The organism is Mycolicibacterium agri (genome assembly GCF_002553505.1).
GTDB classification, from domain to species: domain Bacteria; phylum Actinomycetota; class Actinomycetes; order Mycobacteriales; family Mycobacteriaceae; genus Mycobacterium; species Mycobacterium agri.
The window spans coordinates 1-22,488 of record NZ_PDCP01000017.1 but is presented as its reverse complement, the minus strand read 5'-3'; the positions used below and the strand labels follow the sequence as shown (position 1 = coordinate 22,488).

Annotated in this window: 19 protein-coding genes and 1 pseudogene; 14 read left to right on the top strand and 6 right to left on the bottom strand. The window is 67.2% G+C overall.

Annotation, left to right across the window (positions count from 1 at the left end):
* Positions 1-105: 105 nt before the first annotated feature.
* The 3 genes from CQY20_RS11655 to CQY20_RS11645 are packed head-to-tail and all read left to right on the top strand — an operon-like array spanning position 106 to position 2,615.
* On the top strand, positions 106-480 hold the full coding sequence (locus tag CQY20_RS11655; RefSeq protein ID WP_097940242.1) for a heme-binding protein: 375 nt from the start codon (positions 106-108) through the stop codon (positions 478-480).
* Between the two features lie 50 nt (positions 481-530).
* Positions 531-1,208 (top strand): response regulator transcription factor, encoded by a 678-nt coding sequence (locus CQY20_RS11650; RefSeq protein ID WP_165789254.1) that lies wholly within the window; start codon positions 531-533, stop codon positions 1,206-1,208.
* 60 nt (positions 1,209-1,268) lie between these two features.
* Positions 1,269-2,615: a HAMP domain-containing sensor histidine kinase gene (locus CQY20_RS11645; protein ID WP_097940240.1), complete on the top strand. Its 1,347-nt coding sequence runs from the start codon at positions 1,269-1,271 to the stop codon at positions 2,613-2,615.
* Here the strand turns inward: CQY20_RS11645 and CQY20_RS11640 are convergent.
* Positions 2,606-2,971 (bottom strand): DUF3054 domain-containing protein, encoded by a 366-nt coding sequence (locus CQY20_RS11640; protein ID WP_097940239.1) that lies wholly within the window; start codon positions 2,969-2,971, stop codon positions 2,606-2,608. The genes CQY20_RS11645 and CQY20_RS11640 overlap by 10 nt on opposite strands.
* Positions 2,968-4,035 carry a lysylphosphatidylglycerol synthase transmembrane domain-containing protein gene (locus CQY20_RS11635; protein ID WP_097940238.1) on the bottom strand — a complete coding sequence of 356 codons (1,068 nt, stop codon included), beginning with the start codon at positions 4,033-4,035 and terminating at the stop codon, positions 2,968-2,970. Before CQY20_RS11635 ends, CQY20_RS11640 begins: the two co-directional genes overlap by 4 nt.
* Before the next feature lie 49 nt (positions 4,036-4,084).
* Here CQY20_RS11635 and CQY20_RS11630 point away from each other — a divergent pair, with 49 nt between their 5' ends.
* Positions 4,085-5,233, top strand: a complete 1,149-nt coding sequence (locus CQY20_RS11630; RefSeq protein ID WP_097940237.1) for an AI-2E family transporter — start codon at positions 4,085-4,087, stop codon at positions 5,231-5,233.
* On the opposite strand, the gene mmpL3 is transcribed toward CQY20_RS11630, so the two are convergent.
* Genes mmpL3 through trmB form a run of 3 tightly spaced genes read right to left on the bottom strand, consistent with a single transcriptional unit; the run spans position 5,230 to position 9,598 of the window.
* Positions 5,230-8,178 carry a trehalose monomycolate exporter MmpL3 gene (mmpL3, locus tag CQY20_RS11625; RefSeq protein ID WP_097940236.1) on the bottom strand — a complete coding sequence of 983 codons (2,949 nt, stop codon included), beginning with the start codon at positions 8,176-8,178 and terminating at the stop codon, positions 5,230-5,232. The two genes, CQY20_RS11630 and mmpL3, sit on opposite strands and share 4 nt — an antisense overlap.
* A 38-nt stretch (positions 8,179-8,216) precedes the next feature.
* Positions 8,217-8,891: an NYN domain-containing protein gene (locus tag CQY20_RS11620; RefSeq protein WP_097940235.1), complete on the bottom strand. Its 675-nt coding sequence runs from the start codon at positions 8,889-8,891 to the stop codon at positions 8,217-8,219.
* Positions 8,888-9,598, bottom strand: a complete 711-nt coding sequence (trmB, locus tag CQY20_RS11615) for a tRNA (guanosine(46)-N7)-methyltransferase TrmB (protein ID WP_097940324.1) — start codon at positions 9,596-9,598, stop codon at positions 8,888-8,890. Before trmB ends, CQY20_RS11620 begins: the two co-directional genes overlap by 4 nt.
* Before the next feature lie 261 nt (positions 9,599-9,859).
* Between trmB and CQY20_RS11610 the strand changes: the two genes are divergently transcribed.
* From CQY20_RS11610 to CQY20_RS11575, 8 genes and pseudogenes are all read left to right on the top strand, one after another.
* The gene (locus tag CQY20_RS11610) at positions 9,860-10,870 is read left to right on the top strand and encodes a hypothetical protein (RefSeq protein ID WP_371871040.1); all 1,011 of its coding nucleotides are present in this window, start codon (positions 9,860-9,862) and stop codon (positions 10,868-10,870) included.
* Positions 10,867-12,306: a hypothetical protein gene (locus tag CQY20_RS11605; RefSeq protein ID WP_097940322.1), complete on the top strand. Its 1,440-nt coding sequence runs from the start codon at positions 10,867-10,869 to the stop codon at positions 12,304-12,306. Before CQY20_RS11610 ends, CQY20_RS11605 begins: the two co-directional genes overlap by 4 nt.
* Before the next feature lie 164 nt (positions 12,307-12,470).
* On the top strand, positions 12,471-14,297 hold the full coding sequence (locus tag CQY20_RS11600) for a phosphoenolpyruvate carboxykinase (GTP) (protein WP_097940234.1): 1,827 nt from the start codon (positions 12,471-12,473) through the stop codon (positions 14,295-14,297).
* Positions 14,298-14,416: 119 nt separating this feature from the next.
* The gene (locus CQY20_RS11595) at positions 14,417-14,830 is read left to right on the top strand and encodes a GAF domain-containing protein (protein ID WP_097940321.1); all 414 of its coding nucleotides are present in this window, start codon (positions 14,417-14,419) and stop codon (positions 14,828-14,830) included.
* A gap of 59 nt (positions 14,831-14,889) precedes the next feature.
* Positions 14,890-16,410, top strand: a pseudogene (gene fadD4 / locus CQY20_RS11590) (fatty-acid--CoA ligase FadD4).
* Between the two features lie 14 nt (positions 16,411-16,424).
* Positions 16,425-17,432, top strand: a complete 1,008-nt coding sequence (locus CQY20_RS11585) for a MaoC family dehydratase (protein WP_097940233.1) — start codon at positions 16,425-16,427, stop codon at positions 17,430-17,432.
* Positions 17,433-17,632: 200 nt separating this feature from the next.
* Entirely contained in the window at positions 17,633-18,025 is a 393-nt protein-coding gene (locus CQY20_RS11580) for a VOC family protein (protein ID WP_097940232.1), read from the top strand.
* Entirely contained in the window at positions 18,013-19,218 is a 1,206-nt protein-coding gene (locus CQY20_RS11575; protein ID WP_097940231.1) for an MFS transporter, read from the top strand. The genes CQY20_RS11580 and CQY20_RS11575 overlap by 13 nt, the downstream gene beginning before the upstream one ends.
* On the opposite strand, the gene CQY20_RS11570 is transcribed toward CQY20_RS11575, so the two are convergent.
* Positions 19,200-20,006 carry an IclR family transcriptional regulator gene (locus CQY20_RS11570; protein ID WP_097940230.1) on the bottom strand — a complete coding sequence of 269 codons (807 nt, stop codon included), beginning with the start codon at positions 20,004-20,006 and terminating at the stop codon, positions 19,200-19,202. The two genes, CQY20_RS11575 and CQY20_RS11570, sit on opposite strands and share 19 nt — an antisense overlap.
* Positions 20,007-20,163: 157 nt before the next feature.
* Between CQY20_RS11570 and CQY20_RS11565 the strand changes: the two genes are divergently transcribed.
* On the top strand, positions 20,164-20,793 hold the full coding sequence (locus tag CQY20_RS11565; protein WP_097940229.1) for a tripartite tricarboxylate transporter TctB family protein: 630 nt from the start codon (positions 20,164-20,166) through the stop codon (positions 20,791-20,793).
* A gap of 37 nt (positions 20,794-20,830) precedes the next feature.
* On the top strand, positions 20,831-22,345 hold the full coding sequence (locus CQY20_RS11560) for a tripartite tricarboxylate transporter permease (RefSeq protein WP_097940228.1): 1,515 nt from the start codon (positions 20,831-20,833) through the stop codon (positions 22,343-22,345).
* Positions 22,346-22,488 lie beyond the last annotated feature (143 nt).

The window sequence follows — 22,488 nt, the reverse complement described above, 5'->3', positions numbered from 1 at the left end:
GCGTTTATACACAAGGCAGGAAAGTCAGCACCGATTCTGCTTAGCTTTTCGGTGTCTGTAACTCCCATGGTTACTGCCACAACACATTTCAGAAGGAGCCTGTCAATGTTGCTCTCTGCCCGTACGGCGCGGCGTGCGGTAGCTGGCGCGGTAGGTACCGGTGCGCTCACTGGCGCGTTGCTGTTCGCGGCTTCGCCAGCGGCGATGGCCGAGCCACCCAACTGCACCGCCGCCGATCTGGCCGGTGTGGCCTCCGGTGTCTCCGCCTCGACATCGGCGTATCTGTTCACGCACCCCGACGTGAACTACTTCTTCACCAGTCTTGAGGGTAAGAACCGCGACGAGGTCCGCGTTGAGGTCGAGAACTATCTGAATGCCAATCCGCAGGTGAGGGCCGAGCTCGGCGCCATCCGTCAGCCGCTGGTGGACATCAAGAATCGCTGCGGCGACACCAACGGCGACGGCATCGCAGACACATAATTCGGGTGCGGGTCGGAGAAGAGCCGCCCGCGCAGGAGAGCACCGGGCGAATGGTGCTCATGGTCGACGACGACCCGGACGTTCGGACATCTGTGGCCCGCGGACTGCGGCATTCAGGTTTCGACGTCCGGGTCGCGGCAACCGGAAAAGAGGCCCTGCGGCTCCTGGCAAGCGAGAAACACGACGCCCTGGTTCTGGATGTGCAGATGCCGGAACTCGACGGCGTCGCGGTGGTGACTGCGCTGCGCGCATTGGGAAATGACATACCGATCTGCGTGCTGTCGGCACGCGACACCGTCAACGACCGGATCGCGGGCCTGGAGGCCGGCGCCGACGACTATCTGACCAAGCCGTTCGACCTCGGCGAGTTGGTGGCTCGGCTGCACGCCCTGCTGCGGCGCGCCAGCCAGTCCGCGCAAGCGTCGGACACGATGACGGTGGGACCGCTGACCATCGACACCGCCCGCCGGTTGGTGTTCGTCGACGGTGAGCGTGTCGATCTGACCAAGCGTGAATTCGACTTGCTCGCGGTGCTCGCCGAGAATGCCGGTGTGGTGCTGAGCCGCCAGCGACTGCTGGAACTGGTCTGGGGTTACGACTTCGACGTGGACACCAACGTCGCCGACGTGTTCATCAGCTATCTGCGCCGCAAGCTCGAACGCGACGGGCTGCCGAGGGTGATCCACACCGTGCGCGGCATCGGTTACGTGCTGCGGGACGAGACCTAGACGAGACAGACGAGACGTAGACGAGAAGTAGTGGCGTCGAGCATCCGAAGCGAGCGGTGAGTGCGCCGGAGACGTTTGGTTCGCTCTGCCTCGCTGCGCACCAGGGTGGCGTTGGCCGCCGCCACCGCGGCCGCCGCCGTCGTCGCGGTGTTCACCATCCTCACCTCGCTGGTGCTGGCGAATAACGATGCGCAGCAACTGGATCTGCGGCTGGACTCCATCGTCGACGCCAGCATGTACCCCGACCAGATGTCGGACCCGGGGCGCGAAGTCCTGACGACCGGCCGGATGAAGAACACCGGCCAGGTGATCTTTCAACGCGGGCTGCAGTTGCCGCAGCTGCCGCCAGGCACGGCCGACGTCGAAGTCAATGGCGTCGAGTACCGGGTGCGCACCATCCCGGTGGAACAGCAAGGCGGCATCCTGGTTTCGATCGGCATCCGCGCCGACAGCATCTTGTTGAGCCGGGCCCGCATACCGTTCTACGTCGCCGTCGGTCTGGTGACGGTGTTGATTGCCGCGGGTGTCGGCTGGCTGCTGTCCGGGCCCGCGATTCGGCCGCTGCGCAGGCTGACCGAACACACCCGCAGGCTCGGCAAGGGCACCGAGGAGATGCCCGAGGTGCGCGGGGTGCGCGAGGCCGAGGAACTGTCGGAGGCGATGACGGGCATGCTCGAACGGCTCGCCGCCGCGCAGCAGGCCACCACGAATTCACTTCAGGCGGCGCAGGATTTCGCTGCCAACGCCGCCCACGAACTGCGCACACCGCTGACCGCGATGCGTGCCGACCTGGACACGTTGCGCATTCACGACCTGCCCGCCGAGGAGCGGGCCGAGGTGGTCAACGACCTGTCGCGCGCGCAGCGCCGCGTCGAAGCCACCATCACCGCGCTCGGCCAACTCGCCTCCGGTGAGCTCGCGCAGGCCGAGGACCGCGAAATTATCGACGTCACCGACCTGCTCGACCGGGTGGCGCGGGAGAACATGCGCACGGCCGGGTCGGTGGCGATCCTGGTGGAGGCCGACGACAGCCTCGGCACCATCTGGGGCTGGCCGAGCGGGCTGCGGTTGGCCGTCGACAACCTGGTCCGCAACGCCGTCACCCACGGGCAGGCGACCCGAATTGTGTTGGCGGCACACCGGTTACCGCATTCGATCACGATCACCGTCGACGACGACGGGCGCGGTCTGCCAGCCGAGGAACACAAGAGCGTGCTTGGCCGGTTCACCCGCGGCAGCACCGCCACACCGGGCGGATCGGGGCTCGGCCTGGCGCTGGTGGCGCAGCAGGCGGCGCTGCACGGCGGCACCATCGTGCTGTCGGACAGCCCGATGGGCGGGCTGCGGGCCACCCTGACGGTTTCTACTGCGCCTGAGCCTCAAAGGGATTCGACCGCTCAGCGGTGATCGGCGCGGCGAAGGGCCGCGACAGTCACCCGCCAGCCGAGCAACATCACCGCCGTCGCCGCGGACGCCACGATGATGAACGCCACGGCGACACCGGCGGAAGTCGCCTTGCGCAACAGCATTCCGACCGCGACCGTGCACAGCCACACCACCAGGCCCGTCGGTGCGACGGCGGTCGGTCGGCGCCAGGCCCGCGCCAGCAGCCAGCCCACCGCAGCGCCGACCAGGAACGGCCACGCGGTCTGCGCGACGCCCGCCACGGTCAGCCCCTCGTCGTGGCTGCGCCTGCCCACGACGGAGAACACCAGCACGCCGAGGATGTCGGCGATCGCAGCTAAAGCGGTGTTTCGGTTCACAGTTCGCCTCTCACGACGGGCGCATCGGGATCGACGTCTTTCTCCGTGCGGAACATGAAGAAGAACACCACCCAGCCGATCGCGGCTATGAAGATCCAGCTGATCAGCCGGTAGATCAGCATCGCGGAGATCGCCGTCGCCAGCGCCATGCCGCTGGTGACCAGGCCGGGCACCAACACCGCCTCGACCACCAGCAACCCGTCGGGCATCAGCGGTATCGTGCCGACCGCCCGAGCGGCGGCGTAGGCGACGGTCAGCCCGGCCAGCGAGGGCCTGCCGCCAGCGGCGTAGGCGGCGAAGGCCAGGCATGCCACGTCGGCGACCCAGTTGAACAACGACCAGCTGAACGCCACCGACAGATCGCGGCGGCCGAGGCTGACCGCCTCGAGTTGCTGAAGGTGTTCCCGCCACTTGTCAACGCCGGTGTCGGCCGGTTTGCCGCGCACCGAGTTGACCCACGACAGCACCTTGATCCCGATGCCGTCGATCAGGTCGGGCCGCGACGCCACGGCTTGGGCCAGCAGCAGCAGCGCGACGAAACCGCCGAGTGTAAAGATAAGCGACAGAGGGTTTTTCGAGGCGCCGAGCAGAAACGCACCGCCGAGGCCGAGCAGCGCAAGGCCCACCGCCTGCAGCACCCCCGACATCACCAGCTGCCACGACGCCACCACCGGCGAGGCTCCCCACAGCCGCTGCTGGCGGTAGAGGAAGGTGGTCGACAGCACCGGGCCGCCGGGCATCGTCGTCGACAACGCGTTGCCCGCGTAGAACGCGGCTTCCGACCGCCACTGCTTGACCGCCACGCCCGCCGACTTCAGTAGCGTGCGTTGGATCTGCGCGAAGCTGTGCATCGACGCCAGCGCCGCGATCAGCGCGGCCAGCACCCATAGCCATTTTGCGGCGTAAAGGCTGTTGAACGCTTTGGCCAATTGATCCCAGACGAGCGTCACCTCGACGGTCAGCACCACGACGGCGACGCCGATGACCACCCACCGTAGCCACCAGTATTTGCCGCGGGTCGTTCCCTCCGGGCGGGCGCTGTTCGCCGGCGCGTCGTGGGACACGCCCTAAGGGTAGCGGCGGGGGCCCTCAACGCACGGTTACGCTACCGGCATGGCCTCCGTCGGTTCCAAGTACGACGAGGCCGTCCCGCCCCTTGTCCAGAAGGCCGCCGCCTGGGCGTGGCGCCTGCTGGCGATCATCGCGCTGGCCGTCGCCGTGCTGTGGGTGATGCGGCGCCTGGAAGTCATCGTCGTGCCGATCGCAATCGCGCTGATCCTCAGCGCGCTGATGATCCCCGCGGTCGACTTCCTCGACCGCCGCGGCGCGCCCCGCGGCGGGGCGGTGGCGTTGGTGCTGCTGACCGGCGTCGCGATCGTCGGCGGCATCATGACGTTCGTCGTCAGCCAGTTCGTCACCGGCCTGCCCGACCTGGTCGAACAGGTCACCCACTCCATCGAGTCGACCCGCACCTGGCTGATCGAGGGCCCCGCACACCTGAGCCGGGACCAGATCAACAACGCGGGCAACTCGGCCATCGAAGCGATCCGCAACAACCAGGAGAAGCTCACCAGCGGCGCGCTGTCGACGGCGGCCACCGTCACCGAGATCGTCACGGGCGCGCTGCTGACGCTGTTCACCCTGATCTTCTTCCTGCACGGCGGGCGCAACATCTGGCAGTTCGTCACGCAGATCTTCCCGACAGGCGTGCAGCAGCGGGTGCGCGACGCGGGCCGCGCCGGCTTCCAGTCGCTCATCGGCTACATTCGCGCCACCTTCCTGGTCGCGCTGGTCGACGCGGTCGGCATCGGCACCGGCCTGGCCATCATGGGCGTGCCGCTTGCGCTGCCGCTGGCCTCGGTGGTCTTCCTCGGCGCGTTCATCCCGCTGGTCGGCGCGGTGATCGCCGGATTCCTGGCCGTCGTGGTCGCGCTGCTGGCCAAGGGCTTCATCTACGCGCTGATCACGCTCGGCCTCATCATCGCCGTGCAGCAGCTGGAGGGCCATGTGCTGCAGCCGTTGGTGATGGGCCGGGCGGTGTCGATCCATCCGCTGGCGGTGGTGCTGGCGATCGCAGCGGGCAGCGTGCTGGCCGGCATCGTCGGTGCACTGCTGGCCGTTCCGACGGTGGCGTTCTTGAACAGCGCCGTGCGGGTGCTGCTGGCGCCCGAGCCGCAGGCGGAGGTGGCGGCGCAGGAGGCGGACGACGCGAAGGTCATCGAGGCCGAAGCCGACGACGTCGGCATCGCCGAAACCGACTAGCGGCCGTGGCCTTCCCGGCGCAGCAATTCGGCTGCGCTGACAGCGCCGCGACGGCGGCCCTTCTCCTCGGCCTCCTGGGCGGTCAGCTTCTCGGTGGCCTCCGGATCCTGTTGCCGCGGCGTCGGAATCGCTGTCGTCGGCTCGGCGTCAGGCCTGCCGGCAGGGCGCGCTTGGCCGCCGCGCTGACGCGGTGGGGTCGGGATCGCGGTGGGCGGCTCGGCGTTCTGCGGGCGGGGCCGCTGCGGAGGACGCGGCGATGACGGGCCGGTGCCACGCAATTCGCCCAGCCACGACTCGATTTCGCGATCCTCGCGGACCGGCGGTGCGGGCCGCCGCGTGCGCGGCGGCGCCACGTTGGCGTTGTTCGCGGCGTTGCGCGGCTTGGCGTTGGCCGTCGGCATGCGGGTGGTGGCGGGCTCGCCCGCGGGTGCAGGGCGCGGTGTGCGCATCCGAGTGGTCCCGGCGACCGACGGCCCGCTCGCGCGGGCGGGCGCGGCAGGCATGCGCGTTGTCGCCGTGCTCGGCGCCGTCGAGCCCTCGGCGGCCGGATGGGTCGGGTCGTGCGGCGGTGCGGCCCGCGCCGACAGCGGAGGCGGCACCGGTGCGCCCGCGCCGACGAGCGCGGCCTCTTCGGCCTCGCGGACGGCGGGGCGTTTGCGTTCGTCGGGCAGTTCCGTCTCGCCGAGGCCGAGCCGCTCCTGGATCCGCTTCATCCACTTCGGCGCCCACCAGCAGTCGTCGCCGAGCAGCTTCATCACCGCGGGCACCAGGAACATGCGAATCACGGTGGCGTCCAACAACAATGCGATCAGCAGGCCGAACGCCAGGTACTTCATCATCACCAGGTCGGAGAAGGCGAACGCGCCCGCGACGACCGCGAGGATCAGCGCGGCGCCGGTGATGAGTCGGCCCGTGGTCGCGGTGCCGATGCGGATGGCCTCGGCGGTGGACATACCGCGCTCACGCGCCTCGACCATGCGGGAGACCAGGAACACCTCGTAGTCGGTGGACAGACCCCAGATGATCGCGATGATCATGCCGATCATCGGCGCCATCAGCGGCTGCGGCGTGTAGTTCATCAGGCCGGAGCCGTGACCGTCGACGAACATCCAGGTCAGCACGCCCATCGTCGATCCCAGCGTGAGGGCGCTCATCACCGCCGCCTTGATCGGAAGCACCACCGATCCGAACGCCAGGAACATCAGGATCGTCGTCGTCACGATGAGGACGGTGACCATCAGCGGCAGCTTGTCGAACAAGCTGTGGATACTGTCCTGCTCCAGCGCGGGCGTGCCGCCGACGGAGACGGTGAGCCCGTGTGGCGCGGGTATGGCGCGCAGTTCCTCGATCTTCTGGGCGGCGTCGTTGCGGTTCTCCAGACCGTTCTGGATCACCCGCACCGACGGATCCTTGCTCGCCCCGTCGAGGTAGGGGCGCTCCTGCCACATCTTGCTCGGGTCGTCGTTGGGGTCGATGAAGCCCGAGATCGCCATCGCCTTGTTGCGCACCTCGGCGATCTGCGCGTCGGTGACGGGCTCACCGTTGTTGTTCTCGATGACCAGCGTCAGCGGTTCGGTGCGGAAGCCGGGGAAGGTCTTGTCGAACTCCTCCTGCGCCTGGCGCACCGAATTGTCCGGCGGCAGGTACTTCTCGCTGATGCCGCCGAGGGACAGCTGCCCCAGCGGGATGATCAGCAGGATCATCACGATGATGATCGGCGCGGCGAAGGCGATCGGCCGCTTCATCACGCGGTTGACCAGCTTGCCCCAGAAGCCCTTCTCGACCTCTTCGCGGGTCTTGGTCTTCTGCGTCTTCTCGGCGAACCAGTCGATGATGCGGCGCGAGAACGACCAGTCCCGCAGGAACGGCACCCGCAGCAGGGTGCGCACGCCGAGGGCGTCGATGTTGCGGCCGACGATGGCCAGCGCGCCGGCGAGCACCGTGATCGACAGGATCGCCGAGAGCATGACCGTCGCGATGATCGCGTAGGTGATCGACTTCAAGAAGCCCTGCGGGAACAGCAGCAGCGGCAGCGCCGACGCCACGATGATCACCGCGGAGAACGTCACGGTGCGGCCCGAGGTCATCATCGTGCGACGGACCGCGGCCTCGGTGTCGTAGCCCTCGGCGATCTCCTCGCGGAACCGGCTCACGATGTAGAGACCGAAGTCGATGGCGATGCCGAGGCCGACGAGCGTCACGACCGGTTGGGCGAAGAAGTGCACCGGGATGAACTCGGCCAAAAGCCGCATGATGCCCAGCGACCCGGCGATGGTCAGGCCGCCGACGATCATCGGCAAGCTGGCCGCGATCACGCCGCCGAACACGAAGAACAGCACCACCATGACCAGCGGCACGCCGAGCAGCTCCCCGCGCTGCTGGTCCTCGCCGATGGTGCCGGTCAATTCGCTGGCCAACGGCTGCAAACCGGCCTGTTTCACGTCGACGCCGTCGATGTTGAGTGCTTCCTTGACGGTCTTGCCGTCCTCGCCGACGTTCTTGTTGTAGTTGTTCAGGATCGCGTCGTCGTTGTCGCCCTTGAGCTGGATCGACATGAACGCGTGCTTCTTCTCGGGGTCGGCCATGTTGCTGAGCACTTCGGGGCTCTTGAAGTAGCCGATCGACCGAAGAATCTGATCCGGGTGGGTCCGTTCGACCTCGGCAAGGTTGTCGAGGACCTTCTTCGTGAACTCCGGGTCGTCGACGGTCTTGCCCTCGGGCGCGGTGTAGATCCCCACGATGTGGCCGGAGGTGTCGCGGCCGTAGGTTTCGTCGGCGAGCACCGACGCGTGCACGGACTCGCTGCCGTCGTCGTAGAAGCCGCTCTGGGTGACGTGCTGACCCAGGCTGATGCCGTAGATGCCGCCACCAAGGCACAGTGCGACCATCACACCGATCACGATGTATCGGTAGCGGTACACCGTTCGACCCCACCAGGCGAACACGTAAGCTCCTAACTAAATTCTTGGGCGCCTCGCGCAGTTCAATTGTTTACGCGCGAGGTCAGTAGCGAGGACAGCGGCCGGAAAGGCTGCAGCCATGCCCCCTGCTCGGGCAGCGAATCTAGGCCGATCCGCGGTAGCGGCTCCCGGAAGACACCGGGAATGTCTTCGAGGTCGACAAACTCCAAAGTATCCGAGGCTAGCGCCCAGCTCGCGTGTTCGCGAAATCCGAGCACTTGAACAGGGGTTCCGCCGCGGGCGATGTCCTCCAGCGGCTGCCGGAAGGCCTGCCCGTCGGCCGACGCCACCAGCAGCCCGGCCAGTCCCTCGCTGCGGCGAAGCGCGATGTGTTTGAGCATGTCGCCGTCGACGTCGCTGTCTTCGTCGATCTTCGGCTTGGCGAACACCGCGAAACCGACGTTACGCAGCGCTTCCACCCAGGGCCGGACGACGTCGGCGCTGCCGGGGGCGATGTTGGTGAACACGGTGGCCTCCGGTTCCAGCGACACGTTGTCGCGGCCGGCGGCCAGGTCGGCGGTGCGCGCGAGCAGCCAGCGGCCCAGCGCGTCGAATCGTGGCCGGTGGGCCGCGGTGGGGCGGCCGCCGAGGATCGAACCGAGGCCCATGTCCAGGTTCGGCGCGTCCCAGACCAGAAGGACGCGCGACGATCCCGGCGCCAGCTCGGGCGTCTCGACGAGTTCTTCGGTGATGCTCATGATGAGCGCTTCTCCCAGAGCAGTTCGGCGATCGCGCTGCCCGCGGCGCGCGCCTTCATCTCATACTTCGTGGTCGGCCGCGCGACCGAGATGGGCAGAGGGTCGGACGGCGTGACGCGGCGCAGCCGAGGTTCGGCGTCGCCGCATTCGGCGATCTGCTCGGCGTAGCCGGGATGGTCGGTGGCGGCGTGCAGGACACCGCCTGGCTGCAGCCGGTCGGCGATCAACGCGACGGTGGCGGGCGCCAGCAGCCTGCGCTTGTGGTGGCGGGCCTTGGGCCAGGGATCGGGGAAGAACACCCGCACGCCGAGCAGCGAGTCGGGGCCGAACATGTGCTCGAGCACGTCGACGCCGTCACCGCGCACCAGCCGGATGTTGGGGACGCCTTCGCGGTCGATAGCGCTGAGCAGCTGGGCCAGCCCGCGCCGGTAGACCTCGACGGCGACCACGTTCAGATGCGGCTCGGCCTTGGCCATCTCCAGCGTCGAGGTGCCGGTGCCGCTGCCGATCTCGAGCACCACGGGCGCCGACCGGCCGAACCAGGCGTCGGTGTCGAGCCTCTCAGCGGGGCCGTCGGGGCCGCGGGCGTGCGCGCCCAGCTGTGGCCACAACCGGTCCCACGTCTGTTGCTGGTGGGTGGAAACGGAGGACCGCCGGGACCGATAGCTGGTGACCCGGGGATGCAGATGCGAAGCGGGTCGAGTCATCGCCACCTCTCGACCGGCGACACGCCGGTCCTCTCGCGCTGCGCATGCATTGGTCCATGGTCTCCCATCAACACCTCCGGACCCGCATTGTGGTGCAGATTGATACCCAACAGTTGCCTTGCCCTCCTCACGCCCAAACCGACACATGGGCGCAAAAGTGCGAGTAGCTCGCACCATTTTGTCGGTCTCGGCGCCGCAGCCGCGCCAAACATGCGTTCGCGGTGCCGTGCTGGGGATGCCAACATTTGCGGTGGGGGAAACATGACGAATGCGGCGATGCGGGAAGGCCATCAAATTTTCACCACCGAGCTGAGGCGGTTCGCCGAGCGGTCGGCGGATCCGCACATCGCGGCGCTGATCGAGCGGCTTGGCGGACCGCTGCGGGTGGCGGTGCGGGGACGCAACGGCGTCGGGCGCAGCACGGTCGCCGCCGCGCTGACATGCGCCGGAATCCTCGTCGTCGACGATGCCGTCGACGAAGCCGACGTCGACGTCGTCGTTGTCGCCGAGGCGGTCAAACCCGAGGACCGCGCGATGCTGCGGGCCGCCCCGACGCTGGTGGTGCTGAACAAGGCCGACCTCGCCGGGTTCGGCGCAGGCGGACCCCTCGCGGTCGCCGACCGGCGCGCCGCTAGCCTGCGCCCGATGATGGGTTTACCTGTCGTGCCGATGGTCGGCCTGCTGGCCGCGGCCGAACTCGACGACGAACTCCTCGGCGCCCTGCAGGTGCTGACGACCGAACCCGCCGACCTGACCTCGACCGATGGCTTCCTGGCCGCGGAGCACAGCTTGGCGCCGGCGGTGCGCGCCCGGCTGCTGAACACCCTCGACCTGTTCGGCATCGCCCACTGCGTGCTGGCGCTGCGCCAGGGCGCCGATTGCGCCGCGCTGGCTGGGCTGCTGCGCAGGCTGAGCCGGCTCGACGAGGTGGCGACGCACGTGACCGCGACGGGCGCGCAGGTGCGCTATCAGCGGGTGCAGTCGGCACTTGCCGCACTGCGCGCGATGGCCGCACACCGGCCCGCGGTCGCGGAGTTCCTGCGCGACGACGACACCGTGATCGCGGTGATGGCCGCCGCCGTCGACGTGGTCACCGCCGCGGGGCTGACGGTCGACGCCTCCGACACCGCAGCGGCGCATCTGCGGCGGGCGCACCACTGGCACCGGTACAGCCGCGGGCCGGTCGACGCCCTGCACCGCAGTTGCGGCGCCGACATCCGACGCGGTTCGCTGCGACTCCTGCGGCGGCCGTCCGGCACGGAGGCGCGGTGACCGACGTCGAACAGGCGAGGGATCCGGTCGCGGCAGTCGACGCCCTGGTCGCCGCCGTCGATCCCGGGCTGACCTCGCCGGGGGTGGACAGCAGCGACGCCGTGCTCGTCACGGGTCCGTGGCTGGCGGGCACCAGCAGCCTGCTGGCCGCGCTGCGGGAGCGGCTGCCCGAACACCGGTTCGTCGAAGCGGACGATCTCGGCCCGGTCGAAGCACCCGCCGCGGTGGTGTTCGTGGTGTCGGCGGTGGCCCCGATCACCGAATCCGATTGCGCGCTGATCGATCGCGCCGCCCAACACACCGACCTGGTGATCGGCGCGGTGTCCAAAATCGATGTGCACCGCAACTGGCGCGACGTGCTCGACGAGAACCGCCGCGTGCTCGCCGCGCACGCGCCACGCTTCGCGGACATGCCGTGGGTGGGTGTCGCGGCGGCACCGGATCTGGGTGAGACGAAGGTCGACGAACTCGTCGACCTGTTGCGGACACGGCTCGACGATGACGAGGTCAAGCGGCGAAACCGGTTGCGGACGTGGGAATCTCGTCTTGACGCGGTGATCGCCCGATACGAGCGTGACGGCGCCGGCGCCGACCGTCACGCGCGGGTCGAGGCGTTGAAGGAACGCAGGGAGGCGGTGCAGCGCGACCGCAGAGTGTCGAAGTCGGAACGAACCATCGCGCTGCGCAGCCAGATTCAGCAGGCCCGCGTGCAGTTGGCCTACTTCGCGCGCAACCGCTGCACGTCGGTGCGCACCGAACTGCAGGAGGACGTGTCGGCGATGACGCGCCGCCGGCTGCCGGACTTTCAGGCTTACGTCACAACCCGCGTCGGTGAAGTGGTCGACGAGGTGGAGGCGGGCATCACCAAGCACCTCGGCGACGTCGCAGGAGAACTCGGGCTGACGGCGCCGGACCAACCGCCGCCGCCGTCGCCGCCGGAGGTGCCCGACCCGCCGTTGAAGTCCCGACGCACCGAGACCCGGCTGATGATGGTTCTCGGCGCAGGCTTCGGCCTGGGCGTCGCGCTGGGAGTGAGCCGCCTGTTCGCGGGGCTGGCGCCCGGCTTGACGATCGCGGGACTGGCCGCGGGCGGCGTGATCGGCCTGCTGGTGACGGTGTGGGTGGTCGGCATGCGTGGCCTGCTCAGCGACCGCGCGGTGCTCGATCGCTGGATCGTCGAGGTCACCAACGCGTTGCAGGCGGTGGTGGAGGAACGAGTGGCCACCCGGGTGGTGGCGGCGGAGGCCGAACTCACCGCGGACCTCGGCCGACGCGACGAGGCCGATGCCAAGGCCACCGCGGCCCAGGTCGCCGAGATCGACGCCGAACTGCGCGAGCACGCCATCGCGACGGCTCGCGCCGCGGCGCTGCGCGATCGCCGGCTTCCGCCGCTGCAGAAGGCGCTGGAAACGGTGCGGGCCGAACTCGCGTCCTGACACCGCCCTGGCACGGCCCATCTGAATCGTTCTTGTGAGTGATCGGACATAGATCCGGCTCACTCGGACTATGTCACCCGCGTTAACCTGATTAAGAGGGCGATAAGTGACCAGTGACGCTTTGTATCTGCGTCCTGGCAGACAATACGTACGCAGGAGATGTGATGACGTCAGCCACGATTCCCGGTTTGGACACAGCACCGACGAAACACGCAGGGCTTCTGGCCTGGGTCCAGGAGGTCGCGGAGCTGACGCAGCCCGACCGGGTGGTCTTCTGCGACGGTTCCGAGGAGGAGAACGCCCGGCTGTGCGAGCAGCTGGTGGCGGCGGGAACCTTCACGAAGCTCAACGAGGAGAAGAAGCCGAACTCCTACCTGGCGCTGTCCGACCCCTCCGACGTGGCGCGTGTGGAGTCGCGCACCTTCATCTGTACCGAGCGCGAGATCGACGCCGGTCCTACCAACAATTGGATGGACCCCGCCGAGATGCGCCGCGTCATGACCGACCTGTATCGCGGCAGCATGCGCGGCCGCACCATGTATGTCGTCCCCTTCTGCATGGGCCCGCTGGGGGCCGAGGATCCCAAGCTGGGCGTTGAGATCACCGACTCCGAGTACGTCGTCGTGTCGATGCGCACGATGACCCGGATGGGCAAGGCCGCCCTCGACAAGATGGGCACCGACGGTTTCTTCGTGAAGGCGCTGCACTCGATCGGCGCGCCGCTGGAGCCGGGCCAGAAGGATGTGCCCTGGCCGTGCAACGAGACCAAGTACATCACCCACTTCCCCGAGACCCGTGAGATCTGGAGCTACGGCTCGGGCTACGGCGGCAACGCGTTGCTGGGCAAGAAGTGCTACTCGCTTCGTATCGCGTCGGCGATGGCCCACGATGAGGGCTGGCTCGCCGAGCACATGCTGATCCTCAAGCTGATCTCGCCGGAGAACAAGGCTTACTTCATCGCGGCGGCGTTCCCGTCGGCGTGCGGCAAGACCAACCTCGCGATGCTGCAGCCGACGCTGCCGGGTTGGCGCGCCGAGACCATCGGCGACGACATCGCCTGGATGCGGTTCGGCAAGGACGGCCGGCTCTACGCGGTCAATCCCGAGTTCGGCTTCTTCGGCGTCGCGCCGGGCACCAACTGGAAGTCCAACCCGAACGCGATGAAGACCATCGAGGCAGGCAACACCGTCTTCACCAACGTCGCGCTCACCGACGACGGCGACGTGTGGTGGGAGGGCCTCGAGGGCGACCCGCAGCACCTCATCGACTGGAAGGGCCGCGACTGGACGCCCGACTCGGATGAGCCTGCCGCGCACCCGAATTCGCGTTACTGCACGCCGATGTCGCAGTGCCCGACGCTGGCTCCAGAGTGGGACGACCCGCAGGGCGTGCCGATCTCGGCCATCCTGTTCGGTGCGCGCCGCAAGACGACGGTGCCGCTGGTGACGCAGGCCCGCGACTGGAAGCACGGCGTGTTCATCGGCGCCACCATGGGCAGCGAGCAGACCGCCGCCGCCGAAGGCAAGGTCGGCACCGTGCGGCGCGACCCGATGGCGATGCTGCCGTTCCTCGGCTACAACGTCGGCGACTACTTCGCGCACTGGATCGACATCGGCAAGCAGTCCGACGAGTCGAAGATGCCGAAGATCTTCTTCGTCAACTGGTTCCGCCGCGGCGACGACGGCCGCTTCCTGTGGCCCGGCTTCGGTGAGAACAGCCGCGTGATGAAGTGGATCGTAGACCGCATCGAGCAGCGCGCCAACGGACGCAGCACCCCGATCGGCATCGTGCCGACCGCCGAGGATCTCGACCTGTCCGGCCTCGACGTCGACCCGGCCGACGTGGATGCGGCGCTGGAGGTCCGTCCCGATGAGTGGCGTCAGGAGATCCCGCTGATCGAGGAGTGGTTCGAATTCGTCGGCGAGAAGCTGCCGACCGGCATCAAGGACGAGTTCGACGCCCTCAAGCACCGCCTCGACGCCGAGAGCTAACTAGTTACCTCTCATACCGCGACCGTGCGTGTCTGCGGCCGACACGCCGGTGTCTTGCCGACGTTCACGCACGCTCGCGGAGGATAAGCACCGTGACGATTGCGGTGTATCGCGCTCCGATGCGCTCGCGCCGCGACGATGTGGACTGGGGCGCGGCCGTCGAACGTGCGCTCGCTGAAGGTCTGTGCGGGTTCGGCGGCCCACCGGAACCAGATGCCGACGAGCGGTTGGCCCGCAGGATTCGACGCTTTCGGGACATCGACTACGGCTCGTTCGTGTGGACGCGCGACGCCGACGGGTTGTACTGGCTCGGCCGCATCGAGGGGCCGTACTTCTACGACGCCGACGTCGCCGCCACGGCGGTCGATCTCGTACACGTGCGCAAATGTCGCTGGTTGACGGCGCCATTCGATGAGTCGGTGGTGCCCTCCGCGGTGGTCGCGACGTTCGGCCGCGGCGGTCGCAACTTCCAGCAGACCCACGACCCCGCCGTCGGCGAGCAGACCCAGCGGTTGTGGGACGAGCGAAGCTGACAACCGCTGGTCGGCACCCTCTTGACACCTGTCAAAAGAGGGCATCGTAAAGTTCAGCCATGCAGATCCGCGAGCACGCCGAAGCCCGTCCCGACAAGCCCGCCGTCATCATGCATCCGTCCGGCGCGACGGTGACGTTCGGCGAGTTGGAGGCCCGCGCCAACCGCCTCGCGCACTTCTTCCGCAAGCACGGCCTGCGCGAAGGCGACGTCGTCGCGATTCTGATGGAGAACAACGAGCACTTCCACGCAGTGATGTGGGCGGCGCGGCGCAGCGGGCTGTATTACGTGCCCATCAACACCCACCTCACCGCGGCCGAGGCGGCCTACATCATCGACAACAGCAGCGCCAAGGCGATCGTCGGCTCCGCCGCACTGCGTAAGGTTCTCGAAGGTCTCGAGGCCGAGCTACCCAACGGCTTGCCCGAGCTGTTGATCGTCGCAGACTGTGACATCGACGGTTGGCACCGATATCCGGAATGTGTTGCCGACCAACCCGATACGACGATCGCCGACGAAATCGAGGGTGACCTGCTGCAGTATTCGTCGGGCACCACCGGCCGCCCGAAGGGCATCAAGCGCGAGTTGCCACATCTACCGCCGTCCGAGACGCCCGGCATGATGTCGATGCTCGTCAGTTTCTGGCTCGACCCAGAAGCGGTCTACCTGAGCCCGGCGCCGCTGTACCACACCGCGCCTTCGGTGTGGTCCATGCAGATTCAGGCGGGCGGCATCACCACCGTCGTGATGGAGAAGTTCGACGCCGAAGGCTGCCTCGACGCGATCCAGCGCCACCGCGTGACGCACGGGCAGTTCGTTCCGGCGATGTTCACCCGCATGCTGAAACTACCTGAGCAGGTTCGTAATTCGTACGACCTGTCCAGTCTGAAACGGGTGATGCACGCCGCCGCGCCCTGCCCGGTGGAGATCAAGAAGCAGATGATCGACTGGTGGGGGCCGATCATCGACGAGTATTACGCCTCATCCGAAGCTCACGGGTCGACGCTGATCACCGCCGAGGAGTAGTTGACCCATCCCGGCTCGGTCGGCCGGCCGATGGCGGGCAAGCTGCACATCCTCGACGAGGACGGCAACGAGCTTCCGCCCGGCCAAGCGGGCGAAATCTATTTCGAGGGCGGCTTTGACTTCGAATACCTCAATGACCCTGAGAAGACGGCGAAGTCACGCAGCAAGCAGGGCTGGAAGACGGTCGGCGACATCGGCTATCTCGACGAAGAGGACTACCTGTATCTGACCGATCGGCGCCACCACATGATCATCTCCGGCGGGGTGAACATCTACCCGCAGGAAGCCGAGAACATGTTGGTCACCCACCCGAAGGTGATGGACGCCGCGGTGTTCGGCATTCCGGACGACGAGATGGGCCAGAGCGTCAAGGCCGTCGTGCAGACTGTCGATCCCGCCGACGCCACAGAGGAATTCGCCGACGAACTGTTGGCCTGGCTGCGAGATCGCTTGGCGCATTACAAATGTCCGCGTTCGATAGCATTCGAGACGCAGCTGCCGCGCACCGACACAGGCAAGTTGTACAAGCAGGAGCTGATCGCCAGGTACTCATAAGGCAAGCTAGGACCATGCAAGCGACGACCATGCGTGGCCACGAACCCGGCGGGCCCTACTTCGACGATCTCGAAGTCGGGCAGGTCTTCGACTGGGCGCCGTCGATGACGCTGACGCCCGGCGCCGCAGCCGTACACCAGTCGATCGTCGGCAACCGGCTGCGGCTTGCGCTCGATGCCGAACTCGCCGTCGCCGTCACCGGCGCGACGGGCGCGCTCGCTCATCCGCAGCTGGTCTGCGACGTCGCCATCGGCCAGACGACCCTGGCCACTCAGCGCGTCAAGGCCAACCTGTTCTACCGCGGCCTGGCCTTTCACCGGTTTCCTGTCATCGGCGACACGCTGTTCACCCGCACCGAGGTCGTCGCCCTCAAACAGAACTCGACCAAGCCCGGTCGCGCCCGCACCGGCCTTGCGGCGCTACGGATGACCACCATCGACCAGATCGGGCGGCTGGTGCTCGACTTTCACCGCTGCGCGATGCTGCCACTGCGCGATGGCGCGCCCGACACCGGCCACGCCGACGACATGTCGACGATCGGCGCCGAACCCGGGCTGGCCACTGACCCGACCGCCGACTGGGATGCCGACGCCTTCCGCGCGAGGATTCCCGGCACACACTTCGACTCAGGCCTAGCCGGCGCGGTGCTGCACAGCACCGCCGACGTCGTGACGAGCGCTCCGGAGCTGGCCCGTCTGACATTGAATATTGCTGCAACACATCATGATTCGCGTGTCGGCGGGCAACGCCTGGTATACGGCAGCCACACCATCGGACTGGCGTTCGCGCAAGCCAACCGGCTGTTGCCCAACATCGCGACGGTTCTCGGCTGGGAGTCCTGCGACCACACCGGGCCCGTGCATGAAGGCGACACCCTCTACAGCGAATTGCACGTCGACGGCGCTGTCCCGCTGCCCGACAACCGCGGCGGGGTCTTGAAACTGCGGTCGCTGGTCTTCGCCGTCGACGACCCGCAGGACCGCCAGGTGCTCGACTGGCGCTTCACCGCCCTGCAGTTCTGACCCTCTTCCCCTCGCGAGCAGACGCTAATGCCCGCCTCGTCCTGGGCTTTTGCGGGCACAAGCGTCTGCTCGCCAGAAAAAGCCCTGCGGAAAACCCCTCATTGACGTGCGCTGCGCTGCAGAAGTACAGTCTGATTTGCAGAAATCATTTCTACACTACGGAAGACTGACAGACTGCAAAGAAAAATGAGGAGACAGTAGTGCGCATCCGACACATCGGCATCGTCGTTCAAGACCTCGAACGGACGGCGGAGTTCTACGAAGACGTGCTGGGCTTCAAACGCCTCGGCGACATCCGCACCCCTGGCCACTATCCCGGCAAGGCTCTCGACCTCAGCGACGGCGAGGTCAACTACTCACTGCTGCAACCAAATGCGGAGATCGAACGCTCGGAGTGGACCTACGGCGCCATGGGCCCCAACCACATCGGCGTGACGATCGAGGATACTGGCGCGGTGGTGACCAAACTCAAGGAGCGCGGCATCGAGGTCTACGGCGCCGAACAGGCCGACCCACCGCGTTTTTTCAAGTTCCGTGACCCCGACGGCGTAGAGGTCGACGTCGCAACCCCGGATCGCGGCTGGAAGTACTGACCACGCGATCCCGCCCGCCGCTGTGGCTCGTCGGCACCGTCCTCAGCATCTTCCTGCTGCAGGTGGCGGTCACGTTGGCACGACCCGTGTCGACGTACCGGCTGCTCGCGATTGGTGCCGACGGGACCACGCTGGGTCTGACCGCGGCCTGCTTCGCTGTACCGCCGATGCTGCTCGCGGTCAGCTTCGGTCGCTGGACCGAGCGGCACCATCCCGCCTTCGCGCTGGGCTTCGGGCTTGTCGTCTCGGCGGCGTCGGGCTTTGCGTTGATGCTGGCCGATCAAGTCCTGCCCATCGCGATCGCGACGACCGCCCTCGGCATCGGCCACATGTCGGGCACGATCGGCGGCCAGAGCATCATGGCGCAGGCCCAGAGCTCGCTGACGCGCATCGGCCGATTCGGCACTCTGACAACGATTTCCGCTCTCGGCCAGATCGTCGGGCCGATCCTCGGCGGTGTTGTCATCGGGCACACTGAAGAGCCCAGCCTGCAATCCACATCATCGGCGCTGCAGGTTGCAGCATGGGTGTTCGTGGCAGGCATTCCCGCCGCCGTTCTCGCCACGCGCACCCGGATGCAGACCTCCACGGTGCGCACAGGCAAGGCCGAGCGGGTGTGGCGGCTGCTGCGCCGACGCGGCATGCCCGCCGCCTTGATGACCAGTTTCTCGGCCAAGAGCGGCATCGACCTTCTTCTCGTCTATGTGCCGCTGCTCGGCGCCTCCGTCGGGCTGACCTCGTCGCAGGTCGGCATTCTGCTCGGCATCAGCTCCAGCGGTGCCCTGCTGGCACGCGCGGCGACGCCGTGGTTCGTCCGCCGGGTGCCGACACTCAACCTCACCGTCGTGGCCACCGCCGTGGCGGCCAGCTGCCTTCTCGTGGTGGCGCTGAGCCACGCGCTCACCCCGATGATGCTTGCGATGTCGGTGCTCGGCTTCGCCCTGGGGCTGACGCAGACGACGACAATGGACTGGGTCGTCGGTCTCGTCGACGACACCAGCCGCGGCTCCGCGCTGGGGCTCCGGCTGGCGACCAACCGCGTCGGGCAGACATTCGTCCTCGCTGCGGCAGGCGTTGCGTCACAGTGGTGGGGCGTGGAGACCGCGTTCGCGCTGCTGGCCGCCGTCATGTTCGGCACGGCTGGCGCCGGTGTGGTCAATGCCCGCCGCGGCCGTCAGTCCGCCGAGGCCTGAGCGATCGACGGCGACTCCATACTTCTGGCGATGGTCTGCAGCATCAGATCGCCGATATACGAAACCCGTTGTGCGGTGAGCCGGCTCGTCGGCGCTGCCACTGCGATCGCGGCGGGGCGGCCGGCGAAGTCGCGGAATGCGACGGACACCGACCCGACATCTTCTTCGACCTCGCCGGCGTTGACGGCGTAGCCGCGAGCGCGGGCGCGCGACACCTCTTTCATCAACTTGGCCTGGGTGGTGATCGATTTGTCGGTGCGTGCGGGGAACGGTTCGGCCGACGTCGGGTACAGCTCGGCGACCTGCTGATCGGTCATCTGCGCGAGCAGGGCCTTGCCGAGCGAGGTGCAGTGCGCGGGCACCAGCGTTCCGGTGCGCGCCACCACCCGCAGCGCACGTTCGGACTCCACGGCGTCGACGTAGCGGACCTGATCGCCCTCGAGGACTCCCAGGTGAACCGTCTCGCCGGTTTCGGCGGCCAGCTCCTCCATGATCGGCCTGGCCTGCTCACGCACGTTGAGCGAGCCGACCACCGCCAGCCCCACCTCGACCAGCGCCGGTCCGGCGATGTAGGCCCGCGTCACGGGCTCCTGTTGCACGAAGCCGTGATGGGCGAGCATCGCCAGCAATCGATGCGCCGTCGAATGCGCGACTCCGAGGTATTTGCAGGCGTCGGTGAGCCGCACCCGCGGCTGCTCACGGAACAGCAGAAGCAGAAGGAGCGCGTTGTTGACGGACGCAATGGGATAAGCCGGACCAGTATCGCTCTCCGGTCGTGTCTTCTGCATAGAAGAAGCCTACCGTTATTCTTCCAGGTGTTCGCGCGCTCGCCAGATCACAATGTGGGCCTCACGTGACCCTTGACACAAGCGCTGCACAGTCCTAGGTTTTCCTAAACACAGAAATCATTTCCATAGTGAAGACATGATTCGGTAAGAGGTCCGTATGGCACAAGACGTGCGACCAAAGCCGGAAGCATCGTCCGACGAGACCGCTCCGGCGCAGCCGGTTCTGCCTGGTCAGCCGGTCGAGCCGACGGCCGAGCAGAGCGCCGACCCCGACGAGACGGCCGAGCGCACCCCTGATCCGCGCGACGTCCGCCTGACCCGTCGGGTGCACGTCGTCCTCGGGATCGTGATCGCGGTGGTGGCGGCGTGGTTGCTGTATCGCAGTCGCACGGAACTGGCGTTCCGTGGTGCCAACAACGAACCGGGTCCCGGTTACCTTCCCGTCCTGCTGACCATCTGTCTGATCGGGCTGGGGTTGGCGCTCTCGGTGGTCTGGTTGTTCGGCCCGCAAGCCCGCCGCGGAACAGCCCCGACGCTGTCGCTGTCGCTGCCGGCGATGGGCAGGGCCCTGGTGGTGTGGCTGGCGCTGGTGGTGTCGGCGTTCCTCATCGAGCCGCTCGGATTCCTCGTCGCCGGTGAGGTTCTGGTGCTGCTGGTGATCATCGTGATCGAACGCATCCGCTCAATTCCGATCATCATCACGCTTCTGCTGCTTCCCCCCGCCATGTACTTCCTGTTCGACATCCTGCTCGAGGTGCAACTCCCTGGAGGAACCCTGTGGTACTGAACGGCTTTGAAGGGTTCGCCCGACTGGGAGCCCAGCGGTGAACGCGGTCGACGGCCTGCTGCACGGGCTGCAGGCCGCAATCACGCCGACGAACCTCTTGTGGCTTCTCGTCGGCTGCCTGCTCGGCACCCTCGTCGGCATCCTGCCGGGCCTCGGCCCGCCCGCGACCATCTCGATATTGCTGCCGATCGCCACCGGATTCGATCCGGCTACCGGCCTGATCATGATGGCGGGCATCTACTACGGCGCCAAATACGGCGGATCGACGACGTCGATTCTGTTGAACATTCCCGGTGAATCCTCGTCCGTCGTCACGTGTCTCGACGGTTATGAGATGGCCAAGCAGGGCCGTGCAGGTAAGGCCCTCGGCATCGCGGCGATCGCGTCGTTCGTCGCAGGCACCATCGGCGTCATCGGCCTGACGTTCCTGGCGCCCGTGGCCGCCGACGTGGCGGTCAACTTCGGCCCACCGGAGTACTCCGCGCTGATGGTGTTCGCGCTGCTGCTGGTGATCATGCTGGCGGGCGACTCCATCCTCAAGGGCTTCATCGCCATGTTCATCGGGTTGTTCCTCGCCACCATCGGCACCGACTTGTTCTCCGGCGAACAGCGGTTCACCGGCGGGTCGATCGAGTTGGCGGGCGGCATCGAGTTCATCGCGCTGTCGGTCGGCATCTTCGCGATCGGCGAGGTTCTGGTGAACCTCGAAGACCGTTCCGAGAAGAAGCTTTTCAAGGTCCCGAGCAAGCTGCGCGAACTGCTGCCGTCCCGCAAGGACATCACCACGTCAACCCCGGCGATGTTGCAGGGCGGCGTCGTCGGCTTCCTGATCGGCATCCTGCCCGGCGCCGGTTCGACGGTCGCTTCGTTCGTCTCCTACATCATCGCCAAGAAGACGTCGAAGAATCCGGAGAAGTTCGGCAAGGGCGCGATCGAAGGCGTGGCCGCGCCCGAGGCCGCCAACAACTCCGAGACCGGCGGCGCGATGGTGCCGCTGCTGACGATGGGCATTCCCGGATCAGGAACGGGCGCAGTGCTTCTCGGCGCTCTGGTGCTCTACGGGCTCAACCCGGGGCCGCTGCTCTTCCACGAACACGCCGATGTGGTGTGGCCGATCATCGCCAGTATGTACCTGGGTAACATCGCGCTGCTGGTGATGAACCTGCCGATGGTCCCGTTCTTCGCCAAGCTGTTGAACACCCCGTACAAGGTGCTCTACCCGGCGATCCTGCTCATCTCGGTGGTCGGCGTCTACAGCGTGAACTTCTCGATCTTCGATGTCGGCCTGCTGGTCGTGTTCGGCCTGCTCGGCTATGTCATGCGCAAGCTGGACATCCCGCCGGCGCCGCTCGTGTTGGCCTTCGTGCTCGGCCCGATCGCGGAGAACTCCATTCGACAGTCACTGCTGCTGTCCGACAACAGCCCCGTCATCTATCTGCAGCGCCCGATATCGGCGGCGCTGATCGGTGTGGCGGTCTTGCTCCTGCTGCTGCTGACGTTCGGCCGCCGTACCCGCAAGGTGCGTGAGCAGGTCTTGGAGATCGACGCATAGCGCACACAGGCATCAACTCGAGAACTCACCCATCAGGAAGGAATCGGCTCATGAACAGAGTCAGGCACGTCCTCACCGTCGTGGTCGCTGCCGTGTCACTCGTCGCGCTCGCGGCCTGCGGAAGCGGCGGCGGAGGGGGAGGC